The organism is Microlunatus endophyticus (genome assembly GCF_014646195.1).
Classification (GTDB): Bacteria; Actinomycetota; Actinomycetes; order Propionibacteriales; family Propionibacteriaceae; genus Microlunatus; species Microlunatus endophyticus.
Window position 1 is genome coordinate 256218 of sequence record NZ_BMMZ01000001.1, and the last position, 18772, is coordinate 274989.

The 18772-nt window shown below is 66.9% G+C and carries 19 protein-coding genes; 10 read left to right on the forward strand and 9 right to left on the reverse strand.

What is annotated here, in order from left to right; genetic code table 11:
- Positions 1-3: 3 nt before the first annotated feature.
- From IEY07_RS01325 to IEY07_RS01345, 5 genes are all read right to left on the reverse strand, one after another.
- A complete protein-coding gene (locus tag IEY07_RS01325) occupies positions 4-1158 on the reverse strand; it encodes an SGNH/GDSL hydrolase family protein (protein ID WP_188893372.1) in 1155 nt (384 codons plus the stop codon).
- Positions 1155-1724, reverse strand: coding sequence for a TetR/AcrR family transcriptional regulator (locus tag IEY07_RS01330; RefSeq protein ID WP_188893373.1), 570 nt, complete (start codon positions 1722-1724; stop codon positions 1155-1157). The genes IEY07_RS01325 and IEY07_RS01330 overlap by 4 nt, the downstream gene beginning before the upstream one ends.
- 73 nt (positions 1725-1797) lie before the next feature.
- A complete protein-coding gene (locus IEY07_RS01335) occupies positions 1798-2649 on the reverse strand; it encodes an SMP-30/gluconolactonase/LRE family protein (protein WP_229669593.1) in 852 nt (283 codons plus the stop codon).
- Positions 2650-2653: 4 nt separating this feature from the next.
- A complete protein-coding gene (locus IEY07_RS01340) occupies positions 2654-3436 on the reverse strand; it encodes an SDR family NAD(P)-dependent oxidoreductase (protein WP_188893374.1) in 783 nt (260 codons plus the stop codon).
- Between the two features lie 31 nt (positions 3437-3467).
- Positions 3468-4016 carry a DinB family protein gene (locus tag IEY07_RS01345; protein ID WP_188893375.1) on the reverse strand — a complete coding sequence of 183 codons (549 nt, stop codon included), beginning with the start codon at positions 4014-4016 and terminating at the stop codon, positions 3468-3470.
- A gap of 61 nt (positions 4017-4077) precedes the next feature.
- On the opposite strand from IEY07_RS01345, the gene IEY07_RS01350 reads away from it, so the two are divergent.
- Both IEY07_RS01350 and IEY07_RS01355 read left to right on the forward strand, forming a co-directional pair.
- Entirely contained in the window at positions 4078-5154 is a 1077-nt protein-coding gene (locus IEY07_RS01350; RefSeq protein ID WP_188893376.1) for a glycerate kinase, read from the forward strand.
- A gap of 144 nt (positions 5155-5298) precedes the next feature.
- Positions 5299-5658 carry a HesB/IscA family protein gene (locus tag IEY07_RS01355; protein ID WP_188893377.1) on the forward strand — a complete coding sequence of 120 codons (360 nt, stop codon included), beginning with the start codon at positions 5299-5301 and terminating at the stop codon, positions 5656-5658.
- Between the two features lie 317 nt (positions 5659-5975).
- On the opposite strand, the gene IEY07_RS01360 is transcribed toward IEY07_RS01355, so the two are convergent.
- From IEY07_RS01360 to IEY07_RS01370, 3 genes are read right to left on the reverse strand one after another with little or no spacing between them, the layout of a single operon-like run.
- On the reverse strand, positions 5976-6617 hold the full coding sequence (locus IEY07_RS01360) for a response regulator (protein WP_188893378.1): 642 nt from the start codon (positions 6615-6617) through the stop codon (positions 5976-5978).
- Entirely contained in the window at positions 6614-8350 is a 1737-nt protein-coding gene (locus IEY07_RS01365) for a sensor histidine kinase (RefSeq protein WP_188893379.1), read from the reverse strand. The genes IEY07_RS01360 and IEY07_RS01365 overlap by 4 nt, the downstream gene beginning before the upstream one ends.
- Positions 8351-8359: 9 nt before the next feature.
- Complete coding sequence (locus IEY07_RS01370) at positions 8360-8794, reverse strand: pyridoxamine 5'-phosphate oxidase family protein (RefSeq protein WP_188893380.1); 435 nt, start codon at positions 8792-8794, stop codon at positions 8360-8362.
- 253 nt (positions 8795-9047) lie between these two features.
- On the opposite strand from IEY07_RS01370, the gene ctaC reads away from it, so the two are divergent.
- The 8 genes from ctaC (at position 9048) to IEY07_RS01415 (ending at position 17293) form a co-directional block, all read left to right on the forward strand.
- The gene (ctaC, locus tag IEY07_RS01375) at positions 9048-9917 is read left to right on the forward strand and encodes an aa3-type cytochrome oxidase subunit II (RefSeq protein WP_268239176.1); all 870 of its coding nucleotides are present in this window, start codon (positions 9048-9050) and stop codon (positions 9915-9917) included.
- Between the two features lie 73 nt (positions 9918-9990).
- On the forward strand, positions 9991-11697 hold the full coding sequence (gene ctaD, locus IEY07_RS01380) for an aa3-type cytochrome oxidase subunit I (RefSeq protein ID WP_188893798.1): 1707 nt from the start codon (positions 9991-9993) through the stop codon (positions 11695-11697).
- Positions 11694-12089: a cytochrome c oxidase subunit 4 gene (locus IEY07_RS01385; RefSeq protein ID WP_188893381.1), complete on the forward strand. Its 396-nt coding sequence runs from the start codon at positions 11694-11696 to the stop codon at positions 12087-12089. Before ctaD ends, IEY07_RS01385 begins: the two co-directional genes overlap by 4 nt.
- Positions 12090-12452: 363 nt before the next feature.
- Complete coding sequence (locus tag IEY07_RS01390) at positions 12453-13022, forward strand: PadR family transcriptional regulator (protein ID WP_229669668.1); 570 nt, start codon at positions 12453-12455, stop codon at positions 13020-13022.
- Positions 12998-14491, forward strand: coding sequence for a DHA2 family efflux MFS transporter permease subunit (locus IEY07_RS01395; protein WP_188893383.1), 1494 nt, complete (start codon positions 12998-13000; stop codon positions 14489-14491). Before IEY07_RS01390 ends, IEY07_RS01395 begins: the two co-directional genes overlap by 25 nt.
- A 4-nt stretch (positions 14492-14495) precedes the next feature.
- Entirely contained in the window at positions 14496-14768 is a 273-nt protein-coding gene (locus IEY07_RS01400; protein WP_188893384.1) for a DUF2277 domain-containing protein, read from the forward strand.
- Positions 14769-14870: 102 nt separating this feature from the next.
- Positions 14871-15206, forward strand: coding sequence for an ArsR/SmtB family transcription factor (locus IEY07_RS01405; protein ID WP_188893385.1), 336 nt, complete (start codon positions 14871-14873; stop codon positions 15204-15206).
- On the forward strand, positions 15203-17293 hold the full coding sequence (locus tag IEY07_RS01415) for a family 20 glycosylhydrolase (RefSeq protein ID WP_229669594.1): 2091 nt from the start codon (positions 15203-15205) through the stop codon (positions 17291-17293). Before IEY07_RS01405 ends, IEY07_RS01415 begins: the two co-directional genes overlap by 4 nt.
- On the opposite strand, the gene IEY07_RS01420 is transcribed toward IEY07_RS01415, so the two are convergent.
- Complete coding sequence (locus tag IEY07_RS01420; protein WP_188893387.1) at positions 17294-18748, reverse strand: GuaB1 family IMP dehydrogenase-related protein; 1455 nt, start codon at positions 18746-18748, stop codon at positions 17294-17296.
- Positions 18749-18772 lie beyond the last annotated feature (24 nt).

Sequence of the window (18772 nt, forward strand, 5' to 3'; positions counted from 1 at the left end):
CCCTCACTCCTGCCGCACGGCTCGGTCGGGCCACCCGAGGGCGGCGAACCGCTCGCCGATCAACCGGTGGGTCTCGGCATCGGGGTGCAGGTTGTCGGGCAGCGGGTGATCGACGAGGTCCGCCTCGTCGTAAAGACTGAGGCCGTCCAGGTAACCCAGCTGGTGATCACCTGCCGAACGCTGCGCGACGATCGCGGCCAGCTGCTCCCTGATCACGGCCAGGGTGAGCTGCCCGGCAGCGACCCCGGCGGGGTCGCCGGCAGCCAGGAACCGCAGCTCGCCTCGCGCGTAGGCCTCCGGATCAGGCATCGACGGCCCCGGCGTCTGCTCGTGGATCGAGCAATGGATGGGGGAGATGATCAACAGCGGCGTGTCGGGATGACCGTCGCGGATGGTGTCCAGGAAGCCGTGCACGGCCGGCACGAATGCTCGCAGCCGCATCAGGTCGGCATTGACCAGATTGATGCCGATCTTGATGCTGATCCGGTCGGCCGGCAGGTCCCGGATCGTACGGGCGACGAACGGATCGAGCAGCGCGCTGCCGCCCAGTCCGAGATTGATCAACTCCAGATCGAGCGCTCGCGAGGCCACGGCCGGCCAGGTGCTGCTGGGGCCGGCGGCGTTGGAGCCGTGGCTGATCGAACTGCCGTGATGCAGCCACACCGGCCTGCTGGTGTCCGTGATCCGCTCGACCGGCGCATCGGTGCGGAGAGTGATCAACTCCGTGGTCTCGTCCCAGGGCAGCCAGATCGCGATGATCTTGTCCCGGGCATCCAGTCCGCCGAAATGCGCGACGGAGCTCCGGCCGGCGTGGAATTCGGGTGCCGTCGTGAAGCTCATGATCATGGTGTTGCCACCGGAGATCGACGTGCTGGCGACGAATTCGTCGTCGACGTACAGGTCGTATCGGCCGTCGGGACGGGCCGGCAGGCCAGGATAGTCGCGCTTGGTCGGCCGCGTCTCCAGCTCGACCACGGTCGCCGCGGTGCGGAAGACCACCCGTACACCGGACGGCTGGGACTCGACCATCGAAAGCTGCGGATCGGAGTACTGTGCGCGGGCCCAGACGGGAAGTCGATGCGGCAGCACACCGTCTGCGGTCTGCTCCACGTCGATGGCGCCGCGTAGCAGTTCGGCGGTGATGGGGGTGCTGATCATGATGGTGGCCAATTCCTGAGTAGGTGGTCGAGGGCGCCGAGAGCTCGGGTCCAGCTCTCCTCGGACGACGGTTGGCTGTGGGCGAAGCCGCCGCCCAGTTCGAGTGCGGTGTAGCCGGCAACCAGGCTGCCCAGGAGGCGGACGGCGTGGGTCTGGTCGCGCTCGGGCAGGCGATAACCGCGGAGCACCGCTCGGGCCAACGCACTGTGCCGGGGTCCGGCGCTGGCCGCCGCGACGGCCGGATCCAACGGGAATCGCATCGCCGCGAACCGGCCGGGGTGGGCCTGCGCATACTCGCGGTAGGCGTTGGCGTAGCCGATCAGGGCGTCTTTGCCGGCTCGCCCGGCCACTGCTTCCGACGTCCGGTCGGCCAGTTCGTCCAACGCCAGCAGCGCGATCCGGGTCCTGAGGTCGGCCGAGCCCTGCAGGTGGGCGTAGAGGCTGGCGACTTTCACATCGAACCTGCGGGCGAGTGCGGACAACGTGACGGCGTCGAACCCGATCTCATCGGCCAGTTCGGCTCCGGCTGTCGTGAGCCGGTCGCCCGTGAGTCCTGCACGCGCCATGTCTCCTCCAGTTTCCCGAAGGAGATTATGCATTTACCTAAGGTGTTTAGGCAAACTCCAGCAGGCGAAGCAACTAGCCGGCGAACGCGTACACCGGAGCACCGGTGACGCCGACGTCGGCGCGGAAGACCGCGCCGGCGTGCGGCTCGTCGAGGACGTCAAGGCTGGCAGTGGTCACGTACAGGGTGGCCTTGTCCGGGCCGCCGAAGGTCGGGCAGGTGACCTTGGAGGCCGGAAACCCGATCACCTCGGTGAGCTTGCCGTCAGCGTCATAGCGGTGCACCGCAGATCCGCCCCAGAGTGCCACCCACAGACCGTCCTCGGCGTCGATCGCCATCCCGTCCGGGGCGCCGACACCCTCCGGCAGGACGACGAAGTCGCGCTGATCATGGAAGCTGCCGTCGGTGCCGTCGAAATCGAAGACCGCGATCCGGCCCGTCGCGGTGTCGTTGTAGAAGACCCGGCTGCCGTCGGCGCTCCACTGGACGCCGTTGGAGACCGTCACTGAGCCGAGCACGGTGCCGATCGCGTGATCATGGTCGAAGCGATACAATGTCCCGGCACCGGCTGCTTCGGCATAGGCCATCGAGCCGACGTAGAGCCGACCCTGCGGATCGCAGCCGCCGTCGTTCATCCGGATGCCATCAGTGTCGAAGGCCGACAGCACGTCACCCAGCGGTTCAAGATCATCATCGAGGAACCGGACGCCGCGCTCGACGCCGACCACGAAGCCGCCGGCCGTCCGCCGACGCAGCACGCTGGCGATCGTGTCCACGTGGGTACGGGACGCCTCGCCGTTCTCGTCGAGGGTCAGGATGTCGCCGCGGAGCAGATCGACCATCATGAACCGGCTGGTCCGGTCGTTCCAGAAGGCGCCTTCGCCCAGGCCGGCTACCGGAGGGCTGAACTGCTCGGCGGCGACCATCAGCTCACCACCAGCCGCCGTCGACGACCCACAGATGGCCGGTGCAGGACCGCGAGTCGTCGGCGCCCAGCCACAACACCATCCGCGCGATGTCGTCGGAGTAGAGCTTGTGCGGCAGCCGCTGGTCCTGGGTCAGCAGCTTGTCCAGTGCCTCCGGGGTGGCATGGTCGGCCAGCTGCTTCTCGGTCAGGATCCATCCGGGGATGATGCAGTTCACCCGGATCTCATCCTTGCCGTATTCGGTCGCCTGCGCCCGGGTCATGCCCTCGATGCCGGCCTTCGCCGCGATGTAGCCGGTCAGATTGGGGACCCGTACATGTGCGGTGATCGAGCCGAAGTTGATGATCGAGCCGCCACCGGCGTCACGCATCATCGGGACCACCGTCTGGGCCGCAAAGAAGTGGTGCTTGATGTTGACGTTGATGTCCCGGTCCCACTGGTCGGGGGTCACCTGGTCGAACGGCGTCCGGGCGTCGTTCGCGGCATTGTTGACCAGGATCCTGATCGGGCCCAGCTCATCGGCGAAATCGCGCAGCGTCTGCTGGTAGGCAGCCGTGTCGGTGATGTCGCAGGTCCGGTAGGAGACTTCGGCACCGCTCCCGCGCAGGTCCGCCGCCAGCTTCTCGCCGCGCTCGCCGTCGATGTCGACGAAACTCACCTTCGCCTTCTGGGCGGCCAGCTGGCTGACCAGTTCCGCACCGATGCCCGAGGCGCCCCCGCTGACGAAGGCGTGCCTGCCGGCCAGGCTGGGATAGGTGGCGTACTGGTACTGCTGCGTCTGTGGCATGGGGCCAAACTACTCAGCGGTGCTCCGGCCGTCACCCCGGGAGCGCCCCCGCGCTGCTGCCGCGACCGTGGGCCCAGAGGTCGCGCAATCCCGAGATCATCGCGCCGTGGTGGATCACCTCACGGTGGATGTGCAGCACCAGACCGATCATCGGATCCTGCTCGAATCCCGGTTCCCCGCACGGAGCGGCGAGATCGTCGTCCGACAGCCCGCGGACTCCGGTGATCCAGGTCCGATAGCCGGAGTCGAGATCGGCCAGCGCCGCGGCGGCCGTCGGCGGATAGGCGAAGGTCTCGTAGTCGACCGGCGGCCCACCGAAATGCCGGGCATTACGATCCCCGAGGACCCCGACCAACAGGTGCCCGAGCTGCCAGGCGATCGTCGTGACGGGCGCCGGCTCGGGCGGGGGATAGGCGTAGTCGAGGGTGAATCCGGCACTGCTCGGCCGAAGATTCCACGAGCCCGGCACCGGTTCCCACAGATACTCGTCGTCACTCAGCCCGTCCAGTCGCGGTCGGAGCTGGGCCTCCCAATGCCACGACAGCTGTTTGGACAATTCATCGGCCAGACCGAATGTCATGAGCTGACTCTGGCACCTGCCACCGACACTGCCCGTCGAATCGGTTTGATGCGCTGCGATCATGGATCTCATGCGGGTGATCATCGCGACCGACGGCATCGGTCCGCTCAGCTCGGCCGAGGCGGGGCGGATCCTCGCCGGCGGCTGGCAGACGACCGATGTTCAGGTGGTGCCGATGGGGGAGGCCGGGAGCGGATTCACCCAGGCCGTCGCCGACAGTGTTGGCGCCGAGTCGTCGGCCGGCGTCTCTCGGGGCGGTCTGACCACGATCGTGGACACCCCCGAGCGGCTGGTGATCGGCTTCGAGCCCGACACCTCCGGTCCCCAGCTCAGCATCGACCGGGACGCGTCGTCGGCGGGATTCGGCGCCGCTCTGGCGGAGGCGATGTCAGCCAGCCCCTACCGGGCAGCCGAGATCGTACTCGACGTCTCCGCCAACCGCGCCCACGACGGCGGCGCCGGTCTGCTGGGTGCCCTCGGCGCCACCGCGGACGTACCACTCGACGCCGGTGTCGCCGGGCTGCATGGGGTTTCCCGCGTCGACCTCAAGCCCGTACGACGCCTGCTGGCCGGCCGCCGGCTCACCCTGGTCGTCCCACCGGGGCAGCGCGCACTCCCGTTGCTGGGACTGCGCGGCATCACCTCCCGGTTCGGCCGCGACCAGGGCTGGCATCCGGAACTACTGCTGGCCACCGATGCCAGCCTGCAGTCGTTCACCCTGGCCGCCGCCCCGGGCATGCCGGAGGGACCGGACTGGGGCGCCTGCGGCGGCCTCGGTTTCGTGGCCGACCTGTTCGGCGGCCGGGTGACCACCGGTTCCGAATACTGCGCCGAGATCGGTGCGCTGCGCCGCCGCGTCCGCGGCAGCGATCTGCTCGTCACAGGCTGCACCAGTTTCGACTTCGCCGAGCGCGGCGGCGGCGTGGTCGCCTGGGTCGCCGATCAGGGTGCGCGCAGCAATGTGCCGGTCATCCTGGTCGCCGGCGAGGTCGTGATCGGATCCCGGGAGATGCGCTCGATGGGTGTCGAATCCGCGTACGGGGTGCACGAACCGCAGATCGACCAGCCTGCCGGTCAACTGAACGCCGAGCAGCTGGCGGCGACCGTCGCCAGGGTCGCCCGCAGCTGGACCTGGTGAGCCATCCGGGATGTAGAGGCCATTCTCGATCCGGCCTGTTCTCGATCCCAGCTGTCCATTCGGCGGGTACTGGTTGGCGACCGGGCGAGTGCTGCTTACACTGGAGAACAACATTCGCGCGTTATCTGGTTTAGCGAGGACGATATGACGGACACCATCCAGATCCAGGCCCCGGTCAGCGACGGCATCCTTCTCACCGACGAAGCGGCCGCCAAGGTCAAGGCACTCCTGGACGGCGAGGGTCGCGACGACCTGGCGCTGCGGGTCGCGGTGCAGCCGGGCGGCTGCTCGGGCCTGCGTTACCAGCTGTTCTTCGACGAGCGTTCTCTCGAGGGCGATGTGGTCAAGACCTACGGCGGCGTGAACGTGGTCACCGACCGGATGAGCGCGCCGTACCTGCTCGGCGCCACCATCGACTTCGTCGACACCATCGAGAAGCAGGGCTTCACCATCGACAACCCGAACGCGACTTCTTCGTGCGCCTGCGGCGACTCGTTCAATTGATATAGAGCGGGGGACGACCCCCTCGACCCCCGGGTCGGTCTGGTCCACAGGTCGGCTTCGGGGTGCCTGCTCCGCAGGCTCCACAGACACGAACCGCCTCCGGGATGATCCCGGAGGCGGTTTTGTTGTCCGCGGATAAGATTCGGCAGGACCGTCGGTGCGTCTGCCTCGTACGATTCCCCCGTTGATCGACGGGCCGACGAGCAGCTGGCGATCCTGCCGAAACTCATTGTGAGTGTCTCGCGACAATCCCTAGGAGGATTGTCCATCACGAGAGAACCTGGTGGCAGAGTCCAAGGTCCCGACTGATTCCGGCGTCAGCGGGGCGGGTTGCTCAACGATGCGCCGTAGACGGCGACCTGGGTGCGGCGCTGCATGCCGAGCTTGGTCAGCAGCGTTGACACGTAGTTCTTGATCGTCTTCTCGGCCAGGAACATCCGCTCGCCGATCTGCCGGTTGGTCAGGCCCTGCGCGATCAGGTCGAGGATCTCCCGCTCGCGCTCGGTGAGGTTGGACAACCGCGGGTCGGCCTCCGGAACCGGCTGTTGCAACCTGGTCATCAGCTTCTTGGTCACCGCCGGATCGATCAACGACGTGCCGCGGGCAGTCTCGCGGATCGCGTCGGTCAGCGACGAGCCGCCGATCTGCTTGAGCAGATAGCCCGACGCTCCCGCCATCACCGCGGCGAACAGCGCCTCGTCGTCGTCGTAGGAGGTCAGGATCAGGCAGCGCAGATCCGGCAGTGCCGACCGCATGTCCCGGCAGACGTCGATTCCCGAGCCGTCGGACAGCCGACCGTCCAGCAGCGCGACATCGGGCATCGTCGCCGGGATCCGCTGCCGCGCCTCGGCCGCCGTGGCCGCCTCGCCGACGACATGAAGATCATCTGTGGTGTTCAGCAGATCGACCAGACCGCGTCGTACCAACTCATGATCATCGAGGATGAAGACATTGATCACGGTGCCTCCAGGGGGATGGTCCAGGACAGATTCGTGCCGAGACCGGGCGAGGATGTGACGTTCAGGGCCCCACCGTACTCCTCGGCGCGGCGCCGCAGATTGTCCAGTCCGCTGCGTCTTCCGGTGTCGCCGATGCCCATGCCGTCGTCGTTGATGTAAACCTCGAGTTCGCCCGGGGTCGCCTCGACACGGACGCCGGCGTGCCGGGCGTGGGCATGGCGGGCGATGTTGGTCAGCCCCTCGCGGACGACGGCACCGACGTCGGAGATCACGCCCGGATCGGCCATCGTGTCCAAGGGTCCGACGAAGATCACCTCGGGCCGCTCGGGCAGCGCCGGGCCGACATCGGAGACCACCGACATGACCGCACTGCGCAGGCTGTGTTCGGCGCCCGGATCGCGGAGGGCGAAGATCGCGGTCCGGATCTCGCGGATCGTCTCGTCAAGATCACCGACGATGTCGATCAGTCGGGCCGCTGGGTCCGAGTTCGGCAGGCTGGCAGCGATGCTCTGCACGCTGAGCCCGACGGCGAACAGCCGCTGGATCACGTGATCATGAAGATCACGGGCGATCCGGTCGCGGTCCTGCAGCAGCGCCAGCCGTTCCTGGTTGGTCCGGGCCTCCGCCAACTCCATCGCCAGCGCGGCCTGCTCGGCGAAGCTGCCCGCCATCTCGAGATCGGATTCGGAGAACCGCCGGCTGTTGCGCGTACGCCCGACCACGACCGCACCTGCCATGCCCTGCTCGGTCGCCAGTGGCAACGCCATCACCGCGCCGAGCCCGTCGGCGTAGACGGGGCACAAGGTGGTCTCGACATAGGACTCGGCGCTGTCGACGATCACTCCGGAGCCCTGGTCCATCGCGGCACCGGCGAGTGAGCCGGGACGCAGATACCGGGCACCGGCAAGATCACTCGAGCCGAGACCGATCGCAGCCACCACCCGGACCAGCTCGCTGTCCGGCTCCGGCAGCACGACCGAGACCAGATCGGCCGCCGCCAGCCGCAGGATGCTCTCGGCGATTCGCTGCAGATTGACGGTCTGATCGTCGGTGGTGAGATTGCGGCCTACCTCGGCCCTGGCTCGCAACCATTCCTGCCGCTGCCGGGATTCCTCGTACAGCCGGGCGTTCTCGATCGCGATGCCGGCGGTGGCGGCCAGGCCGAGCACCAGTTCTTCGTCCTCGGCAGTGAAAGCACCGCCCCGGCTCTCGGCCAGGTAGAGGTTGCCGAAGACCGCGCCGGGCACCTGGATCGGGACGCCGAGGAAGGATTCGATCGGCGGGTGGTTGGCCGGCAATCCGAAGGAGCGTGGGTCGTCGGCGATCCGCCGTAGCCGGATCGGCCGCGGGTCGTCGATCAGGGCGCCGAGCAGGCCGCGGCCCTTCGGCAATTCGCCGATGGCACGGATCGTCTCGTCGTCCATGCCGACGGTGATGAACTGCTCCAGCAGCCCGTCCGGGCCGATCACGCCCAGGGCGGCGTACCGGGCAGCGGCGACGTCGCGGGCGGCCTCGACGATCCGACGCAGTACGCCGGGCAGCGAGAGCTCGCTGACGATGGACCGGTTGGCGTTGAGCAGGCTGCGCAGTCGCTCCTGGCTGCCGATCAGATCGGAGGCACGCTCGGACACCAGGCGCATCAACTGGTCGATGGACAGTTGCATGCCGAACTGCGAGGCAGGAGAGGACGGCGAGTGCTGCTCGGCTCCCGTTCCGGGGGGATCCTCGGCCATGATCAGAGATTACCCAAGATCACCGTCATGCGACGGGCCGGAAGCTGCACTGACCATCCTGCCGGTGATCAGCGTCGGGCTGATCTGGATGAACAGGTTCCGGGTCCCCGAGGCCCACGGGACCGGATCGTCCAGGCGCCACAACCGGCTGAGCTCCTCGGGCTCGGCCGTCGCGCGGGCCCGGCCACGGACCACGACACTCCAGCCGGACCGGCCGTGCTCGTCGATGTCGTCGACCTCGAAGGCGACATCCGCCTCGCGGACGAGCTCGGAGAGCAGTCCGTAGGCAGACGTACGGAAGACGATCGTCTCGTCGTACCAGATGAAGGTCACCGGCAGGATCTGGATGCTGTCGGCCGCCCGCCAGGCGATCCGTCCGATCCGCCGGCTGGTGAGCAGTTCCAGGCACAGCTCCCGGTCAAGGCCGCCTGTAGCCGAGGTCATCAGCCCGCCGCTCCTCACTCCCGCTGCGAACGCGGCTCGTCGGACCGCGGCTCCCGTCGGCCCGGCCTAGGTCGATCATCGGGCAGATCGGCGCGTGGGGTGGCGAAAGTCGTAAGAACAGTGCAACTCCTGAGACGGGGCCTGCAGGACCTTGGAATACCGGGCCGACCGGGGGCGGTCCCTCGGGGTCTGCTGCGTTAGGGTGCTGATAGGTTTGACACGCTGTAGTAGTACGTCTTTCGAAAGGGTCGACGTGGCACCAGACTCCCGCCCGCGGTTGCCGGTCCGACGGTCTGCAACAAGGCTGTTGCTGGCAGGTCTCGGTGTTGGCGCGCTGGCGCTTGCCGGCTGTGCGGACACCGGGCCCGGACTCCCGAGCCGACTCGGCCTGCCGCCCGCCGCGAGCGACCGTACGCCGTACACCCACCATCTGTGGATCGGCGCCTGGATCGCCGCCTTTGGCGTCGGTGCGGCCGTCTGGGGCATGATCGTCTGGTGCGTGGTGCGCTACCGCCGCCGCAAGCCGGGCATCCCGCGGCAGAACCGCTACAACCTGCCGATCGAGATCTTCTACACCGTGACCCCGTTCATCCTGATCGGTGTGCTGTTCTACTTCACGGTGCTGACACAGGACAAGGTCCAGGCCAAGGTCGCCCATCCCGACCACACGATCACCGTGGTGGCGCAGAAGTGGAACTGGTCGTTCAACTACCAGGAGCAGAACAACCCCGACATCGGCCAAGCGGTCTGGGAGTCGGGAACCATCGAGCATCCGGCCGATCTCTACCTGCCGGTCGGCCAGAGCGTCCGCTTCAACCTCCGGTCGGTCGACGTGATCCACTCGTTCTGGGTCCCGGCCTTCTACGAGAAGCTGGACGTGGTGCCGGGCCGGGACAACAGTCTCGATCTGACGCCCACCAAGGAGGGTGTCTTCGCAGGCAAGTGCGCCGAGCTATGCGGCACGTACCACTCCGCGATGTTGTTCAACGTCCACATCGTCTCCCAGAGTGAGTACGAGGCCCACCTCAAGTCACTGATCGCCAAGGGCCAGACGGGCCAGTTGCAGACGCTGCAGAATCCGGTCGCCGTACCGCAACGGCCGGCCGGGCAGGAAGGACACTGACGTGACGACCTTCGAGGGAACCGCCGAGCGGACTGCCGCGGCTCCGGCACGCGAGGTCAGCAGACCGCGGCCGATGGGCCAGTTGGCCTGGAAATGGCTGACTACCACCGATCACAAGATGATCGGCAACCTGTACTTCATCACCAGCTTCATCTTCTTCCTGTTCGGCGGCATCCTGGCGCTGGGCATCCGGGCGGAGCTGGCGTTCCCGGGGCTGCAGTTCCTGTCGTACGAGACGTACAACCAGTTCTTCACGATGCACGGCACGATCATGTTGCTGATGTTCGCGACGCCGCTCTTCTCGGCGTTCGCGAATGCGATCATGCCGCTGCAGATCGGTGCGCCCGACGTCGCGTTCCCGCGGCTGAACATGTTGTCCTACTGGTTCTTCCTCTTCGGGGGCCTGATCGTCGTCTCGGGTTTCCTGTCGCCGGAAGGCGCGGCCTCGTTCGGCTGGTTCGCGTACTCGCCGCTGAGCAATGCGGTCAACAGCCCCGGTGTCGGCGGTGACCTGTGGATCGTCGGGCTCTACCTGGTCGGCCTGTCCTCGATCCTCGGCTCGGTCAACTTCATCACCACGATCCTGACCATGCGGGCACCCGGCATGACCATGTTCCGGATGCCGATCTTCACCTGGAACACGCTGATCACCTCGCTGCTGGTGCTGATCGCCTTCCCGATCCTGGCGGCCGCACTGCTGATGCTCGAGGCGGACCGGAAGTTCGGCGCCCACATCTTCGATTCCGCCAACGGCGGCGCGATCCTGTGGCAGCACCTGTTCTGGTTCTTCGGGCACCCCGAGGTCTACATCATCGCGTTGCCATTCTTCGGCATCATCACCGAGATCCTGCCCGTCTTCAGCCGTAAGCCGCTGTTCGGCTATATGACCCTGGTCGGCGCGACGCTGTCGATCGCGGCCCTGTCGGTCGCGGTGTGGGCCCACCACATGTACGTGACCGGTGCGGTGAACCTGCCGTTCTTCTCCTTCATGACCTTCCTGATCGCGGTACCGACCGGAGTGAAATTCTTCGACTGGATCGGCACCATGTGGGGTGGTTCGATCACCTTCGATACGCCGATGCTGTGGTGCATCGGCTTCCTCACCACCTTCCTCTTCGGTGGCCTGACCGGCATCATCCTGGCCAGCCCGCCGCTGGACTTCCAGCTGTCGGACTCCTACTTCGTGGTCGCGCACTTCCACTACGTGGTCTTCGGCACGGTGGTGTTCGCGATGTTCGCCGGCTTCTATTTCTGGTGGCCGAAATTCACCGGGCGGATGCTGGACGAGAAGTGGGGCAAGGTGCACTTCTGGTTGCTCTTCATCGGCTTCCACACGACATTCCTGGTCCAGCACTGGCTGGGTGTCGAGGGCATGCCGCGGCGCTATGCGGACTACCTGCCCAATGAGGGCTTCACGCTGCTGAACCAGATCTCCTCGGCCGGCGCATTCCTGCTCGGCGCCTCGATGCTGCCGTTCATCTACAACGTGTGGAAGAGCCGCAAGAACCCCAAGGTGAACGTCGACGATCCGTGGGGCTGGGGCCGTTCGCTGGAGTGGGCGACCTCGTGCCCGCCGCCGCGGCACAACTTCGATTCGCTGCCGCGGATCCGTTCCGAGTCCCCGGCCTTCGACCTGCACCATCCCGAGATCGCGCTCGAGGAGTACGCGTCCAACATGGCGGGTGAGGGCGAATTCATCGATTCCGGTGAGCACACCGGTCGGGTGGATGCGCTGATCGGCAATGCCGAACACAACAGCGGAGAGGGTGACGAACGATGAGGATGGAAGCCTGGATCTTCGCGATCCTGACGGTCTTTTTCCTGATCGTCACTCCGGCCTACTGGTTCGTCACGCACGAGACCACCGGTACGGCGGCGCTGACGCTGACCTTCTTCCTGTCGCTGATGATCGCGGGCTACCTGTCGCTCATCGCGCGGCGTATTGATGCGCGCCCGGAGGACAAGCGCGAGGGCGAGATCGTCGAGGGCGCCGGCGAGGTCGGATTCTTCTCCCCGAGCAGTGTCTGGCCGCTCTTCTGCGGGCTGAGCCTGGCGTTGGTGATGGTCGGCCTGGTGATCGGCTGGTGGCTGGTGATCATCGCCGGTGCGCTCGGGGTCGTCGCGCTGACGGGCCTGATCTACCAGTACTACCGGGGCGAATTCCAGCACTGACCTTCTTCGTCCGTCTGGGTGACGCTGCCGCGATCTTGGTCTGGCGACTTGCGTTCCGGGGGGCGACCCCCGTGCCCTCGGATCGGTAACGTCCCAAGATCATCTTGCGGGGCGGTTGCTCCGCACGCTCCGCAACCACGTTCCTCGGCTGCGTCCTCGGTCGGGCTTGGGGGCGTACGGCTGCCGAATGAGGTCGCACAAAAGCCGAGCGTGTGGATCTTCGTGGGGGTCTGAAAGTCCATACGCTCGACTTCTGGGACGTCGCCCGTAGTTCTGCGCCCGTGAGACGCCAAGACCGGTTGACTTGGAATGGCCCACGTCGTATATTCCAGATGGAATAATTCGTACGGAGCTTGGGGTGTGATGAAGCTGACGCCGTTGGCGGTGAGTGTGTTGTCGCTGCTGGGTCAGCGACCGATGCATCCGTACGAGATGTATTCGGTGATGCTGGAGCGCCACGAAGACGCCTTGGTCAAGGTTCGTCCGGGGTCGCTCTACCACGCGGTCGAGCGACTCGAGCGGGACGGACTGGTCAAGTCCCTGGGCACCGATCGCCCGACCGGACGCCCGGAGCGTACGGTCTACGAAGCGACGCTCGAGGGTCACGAAGCCCTGCTCGACTGGGTGCGTTCGGGTCTGCGGCAGTGGCAGCCCGAGTTTCCACAATTCCCACTTGCGTTGGCGCTGGCCAACAATCTGCCGGCCGACACCGTCGTCGGGTTGCTCGAGGAGTACCTGCACTCCCTCGACCTGGAGGTGGCCGAGATGGAAGAGGCCGTCGCCGAGGTCAAGCGGCGCGAACTCCCCGAAGCCTTCTGGATCGAGAACGACTATCTGCTCGCGGTACGACAGGCCGAGCGCGCCTGGATCGCCGCCACCATTGAAAGACTCACGACGGGGGAGCTCCCATGGCACAAGAAACATCAATTCTGACCACGGCTGCGCCGCCGGGACGCAGTCCCTGGCCGGCGCTCTGGGCGCTGGTCATCGGCTTCTTCATGATCCTGGTCGACGCGACGATCGTGTCCGTCGGCGTGCCGGCGATCATGCGCGGCCTCGACACCGGCGTCAACTCGGTCATCTGGGTGACCAGCGCCTACCTGCTGTCCTATGCCGTGCCGTTGTTGATCACCGGCCGGCTCGGTGACCGGATCGGTCCCAAGTGGGTCTACCTGATCGGGTTGGCCGTCTTCACGCTCTCCTCGCTGTGGTGCGGCCTGGCACCCAGCATCACGATCCTGATCGTCGCCCGGGTGTTCCAGGGACTCGGTGCGTCGATGATGACCCCGCAGACGATGACCGTGATCACCCGGACGTTCCCGCCGCACCAGCGCGGTCGGGCGATGGCGCTGTGGGGTGCGGTCGCCGGGATCGCCGGCATCGTCGGGCCGATCGCCGGCGGTCTGCTGATCGACGGCCCGGGCTGGCAGTGGATCTTCTTCATCAACGTACCGGTCGGCGCCATCGCATTCGTGCTCGCGATGCGGCTGGTGCCACGCCTGGAGACCCACGCGCACCGCTTCGACATCCTCGGCGTCCTGCTCAGTGCGGCCGGCATGTTCACGATCGTCTTCGGCATCCAGGAGGGGGAGTCGTACGACTGGGCCGGCTGGATCTGGGGCCTGATCGGCATCGGCGTGCTGCTGATGATCGCGTTCGTGATCTGGCAGCGCTTCAACAAGGCCGAGCCGCTGGTGCCGCTCGGACTCTTCCGGGACCGGAACTTCTCGCTCTCCAACGTCGCGATCATGGCCGTCGGGTTCATGATCATCGCGATGCAGCTGCCCTTCATGCTGTACGCCCAGACGGTCCGCGGCTTCACCCCGACCCAGGCGGCCTTGCTGATGCTGCCGAACGCGATCGTCGGCATCGCCCTGGCACCGATCGTCGGACGGCTGGTCGATCTCTACCACCCGCGCTACCTCGCCGGTTTCGGTCTGCTCACCGATGCGGTCGCGCTGTTCTGGGCCAGTCGGGTCCTGCAGCCCGACACCCCGGTCTGGCACCTGCTGCTGCCGCTGACCCTGCTCGGCGTCGGTACGGCCTTCACCTTCGGACCGATCAGCGTCTCGGCGAACCGCAACCTGCCGATGCACCAGGCGGGCGCCGGCTCCGGTGTCTTCAACGCGATGCGCCAGGTCGGCTCGGTGCTCGGCAGTGCCGCGATCGCCGCACTGATGGAGTCCCGGCTGGCCGCGAATCTGCCGGCTGTGCCCGGCGGCGCGTCGGTCTCGGACGCCGAGTTCGGTACGCTCCCGGCCCAGTTGAAGGACGGTTTCGCCACCGCGATGAGCCAGTCGTTGCTGATGCCGGCCGGAGTGATCCTGATCGGGTTCCTGGTGGCGATCTTCCTGGTCGCGCCGAAGCATCTGGCCCAGGGCCGTCCGGGTGGGGGACACTGAAGTCATGTGTCGCAACATCCGCCAGCTGCACAACTTCGACCCGCCGGCCACCAGCCAGGAGGTCCACGATGCAGCCCTGCAGTACGTGCGCAAGATCGCCGGAACGACGAAGCCGTCGAAGGCCAACGAGGAGGCGTTCGATCGTGCAGTCGCTGAGATCGCGCATCTGACGCAGCATCTGCTCGACGATCTGGTGACCGCAGCACCGCCCAAGAACCGCGAGGAGGAGGCTGCCAAGCGTCGCGCACGGTCGGCCCAGCGGTACGCGACCGCCTGACCCTTCGGCAGGCTCAGAAACCGTTTCTCAACCGATGGGTTGACAAAGCTTCCGTACCGTGGTGAGCTTTACTCAACCAATCGGTTGAGGAAAGGTGAGCACGTGGCTCAGGACGCATTGTCGAAGGTCTTCGCGGCTCTGGCGGAGCCGACCCGGCGGGACATGGTGGCGCGACTCACGCTGGCCGATGCCACCGTGGGGGAGTTGGCGGAGCCGTACGACATGTCCATGCAGGCAGTCTCCAAGCACATCAGGGTGCTGGAGGACTCCGGACTGGTCAGCCGATCGCGCGACGCGCAACGGCGGCCCGTCCACCTGCAGGCCGAGGTGTTCGATCTGATGACCACCTGGATCCGCCGCTACCAGCGGCAGGCCGAAGAGCGCTACCGCCGCCTGGATGCCGTCCTCGCCGAACAGCCTGGAGGAGACGCAGGATGAGCACCAACACCAACAACACCAAAGCCGCGGCGATCATCGCCGACCCCGACCTGCCCAAGGTCACGATCACCCGTGAGTTCGACGCGCCGGCGGACCAGGTCTTCCGGGCCCATGTCGATCCGGAGCTCTTCGCCCGCTGGATCGGGCCGAGCCAGTACGAGGTCACGGTCGACCGCTGGGAGCCAACCACCGGCGGAAACTACCGGTACGCCACCGGAGAGCACTGGTTCTTCGGGTCGTTCCACGAGGTGCTGCACGATCAGCACAAGATCGTCCAGACCTGGGGCTACGAGGGTATTCCGGGGGGCCGTGAGCCTGGAGACCCTGACGATCACCGACCTGCCCGACGGCCGCTGCCGGTTGACCACGGTCTCGCTCGTCGACTCGATGGAAGCCCAGGCGATGATGCTGGCCAGCGGCATGGACAGCGGCGTCAACGAGGGTTACGCCAAGCTCGACGCATTGCTGAAGTCCTGACGGCTACGATCTGCGATGTGCTGCCACTGATCCCCGCTCCGACCGCCGCCGCCGAGACCGGACCCGGGTTCACCCTCGAGACCGGAATGGCGGTCGGGGTGGAATCGGCCCTGGCGGGCGTCGTACGCCCGTTCGTCGAAGCCGTTGCAGGCGACCATGGTCTGCAACTCGAGGTGGTCGACGGGCCGGCAGCGATCACCCTGGAGCTGGTCACCGACGATGAGGAGCTCGCCGCGCTGCCGGCCACCGAGGGCGTACGGGCCGATGACCATGCGGCCGACTCCGAGCACTATGGTCTGACGATCACGACCGAGGGTGTCCGAATCCGCGCCAAGCAGCCGATCGGATTGCATCGGGGCCTGACTACCCTGCGGCAGTTGTTGATCAACGGCCCGGGCCTGCCGGGCGTACGGATCCTGGACGCGCCCCGCTACGCCTGGCGCGGGCTCAACTTCGATGTCGTCCGGACCTTCTTCTCCCCGGAGATCGTCCGTCGGGTCATCGATCTTCTCGACACCTACAAGCTCAACGTCCTGCACCTGCACCTGACTGACGACCAGGGCTGGCGGTTGGAGATCGACGGCTGGCCGGAGCTGACCGGCATCGGTGCCCAGGGCGCTTACGGTGATCGGCCGGGCGGTCATTTCACCATCGAGGACTACAACGATCTTGTCGCCTATGCCGCCGAGCGCTTCATCACAGTGGTGCCGGAATTCGATCTCCCCGGGCACAGCACGGCGTTGATCAACTCCTACCCGGAATTCGGCAAGACCGAGGACGCCGGCGGCATCCCGATGAGCAAGCTGGATGCCGACAACCCGCGTTTGTGGGAGTTGATCACCGACGTCCTCGGTCAGTACGCGGCACTGTCGCCAGGCCGGTTCCTGCATCTGGGCGGTGATGAGGGATTCGGGCTGACCGACGAATTCCACCGCGACTTCCTCGACCGGGCGATCGGCATCGTGCACAGCCTGGGCAAACAGGTGATCGGCTGGCAGGAGGCTGCCCGGGCCGGACTGGGGGAGGGGGACATCGCCCAGTACTGGATCGACTTCACCGATCGGCTGGATCAGATGTTCGCAGCCCTGAGTGACGGCAGCGATCCGGCCCGCAGCGACCTCGCCCTCGAAGAACGTGGCCGGCAGCTGGTCGAGCTCTTCCGCAAGGCCGACGATGATCTTGGTCTGGCGGTCCGCAACGGGGCTGGGATCCTGTTCTCCCCGGTCAGTTACTGCTACCTGGACCGGCCGTACGCCGACGAGCCCGACGAAGATCAACGAGAGCAGTGGCAGCGACTCGGGCTGCGCCAGGCGTATGGCCAGATCAGTATCGAGGACGCGTACGACTTCGATCCCGGTCAGGCATTGCAGGAGGTCGCCGAGGGTGCCGTGATCAGTGGTGTCGAAGCCACCATCTGGTGCGAGACGATCACCGACGAATCCGACCTGCAGTTCCTGCTGTTGCCCCGACTGGCCGGCATCGCCGAGCGCGCCTGGTCGCCGGCGGGCCGGACCTGGGACGAATACCGCCCCCGGCTGGTCGCCCAGCGCAGCTTGTGGACCGGGCGCGGCTACACCTGGTTCGACCCGCCGGCGCTGGCCGGCAGCTGATCACCAGCTGACCGGCAGCGGGCGGCCTTCCTCGTAACCCGAGCTCGACTGCACGCCGACTCGAGCCCGCTCGGCGAACTCGGCCAGGTTGGTCGCCCCGGCGTAGGTGCAGCTGCTGCGGACGCCGGAGATGATCTGGTCGATCAGGTCCTCGACGCTGGGTCGTTCCGGATCCAGGTACATCCGCGAGGACGAGATGCCCTCCTCGAAGAGTCCCGCCCGGGCCCGTTCGAAACCGCTGGCGTCCCGGGTCCGCATCTTCACCGCGCGCGCCGAGGCCATCCCGAAGGATTCCTTGTAGGCGCGGCCCTCGGCATCGGCCATCAGGTTGCCGGTGCTCTCGTACGTCCCGGCGAACCAGGAGCCGACCATCACGCTGCCGGCGCCGGCGGCAAGAGCCAGGGCGACGTCTCGCGGATAGCGGACGCCGCCGTCGGCCCAGGTCGACACCCCGACCTCGCGGGCGGCCTGCGCGCACTCCAGCACGGCGCTGAACTGCGGGCGTCCCACGCCGGTCATCATCCGGGTGGTGCACATCGCGCCCGGGCCGACACCGACCTTGATCACATCGGCACCGGCCTCGGCCAGTTCACGGACACCGTCGGCGGAGACCACGTTGCCGGCAGCCACCGGCACCTGGCGGCCGGTCCGGTCGGTGAACCGGTCGCGTACCTCGGTCACCGACCTCAGTGCGGTGAGCATCCGGTCCTGGTGGCCGTGCGCGGTGTCGACGACGAGGACGTCGATCCCGGCGGCCAGCAGCGCCTCGGCCCGGCCGGCGACGTCGCCGTTGATCCCGACCGCGGCACCGATCATCAGGTGTCCGTCCGGATCGACGGCCGGCTGGTAGAGCGTCGAGCGCAGCGCATGCTTGCGGGTCATCACGCCCAGCAGTCGGTCACCGTCGCAGACCAGTGCCAGACTCAGGTGCTGGCCGGTCAGGATCTCGAAGATCTTCTCCGGTGGCGTGTCCGCGGCGACGATGACCAGGTCGTCGGTCATCACCTCGTGCACCTGCGCGAAGCGGTCGACTCCGGCTGTTTCGACATCGCCGACCAGGCCGACGGGACGGCCCTCGTCGACGACCACCACCGCTCCGTGGGCGCGTTTGGTCAGCAGCGAGACCGCGGAGCCGACCGTGTCGTGCGGGGCGACCGAGATCGGTGTGTCGAAGACGGTGTGGCTTGCCTTGACCTTGGCCACCGTCCCCGCGACGACATCGGTGGGAATGTCCTGCGGGATGATTGCGACGCCGCCCCGTCGGGCGACCGTCTCGGCCATTCGGCGCCCTGAGACCGCGGTCATGTTGGCCACGACCAGCGGGATCGTGGTGCCGATCCCGTCCGTGCTCGTGAGGTCGACGTCGAGCCGCGAGGTGACCGCGGACCTGCTGGGCACCATGAACACATCGGAGTAGGTCAGGTCGTAACCGGGCGGATCGCTGAGGAATCTCACCTGCCCATTCTGCCCGGCCGGACA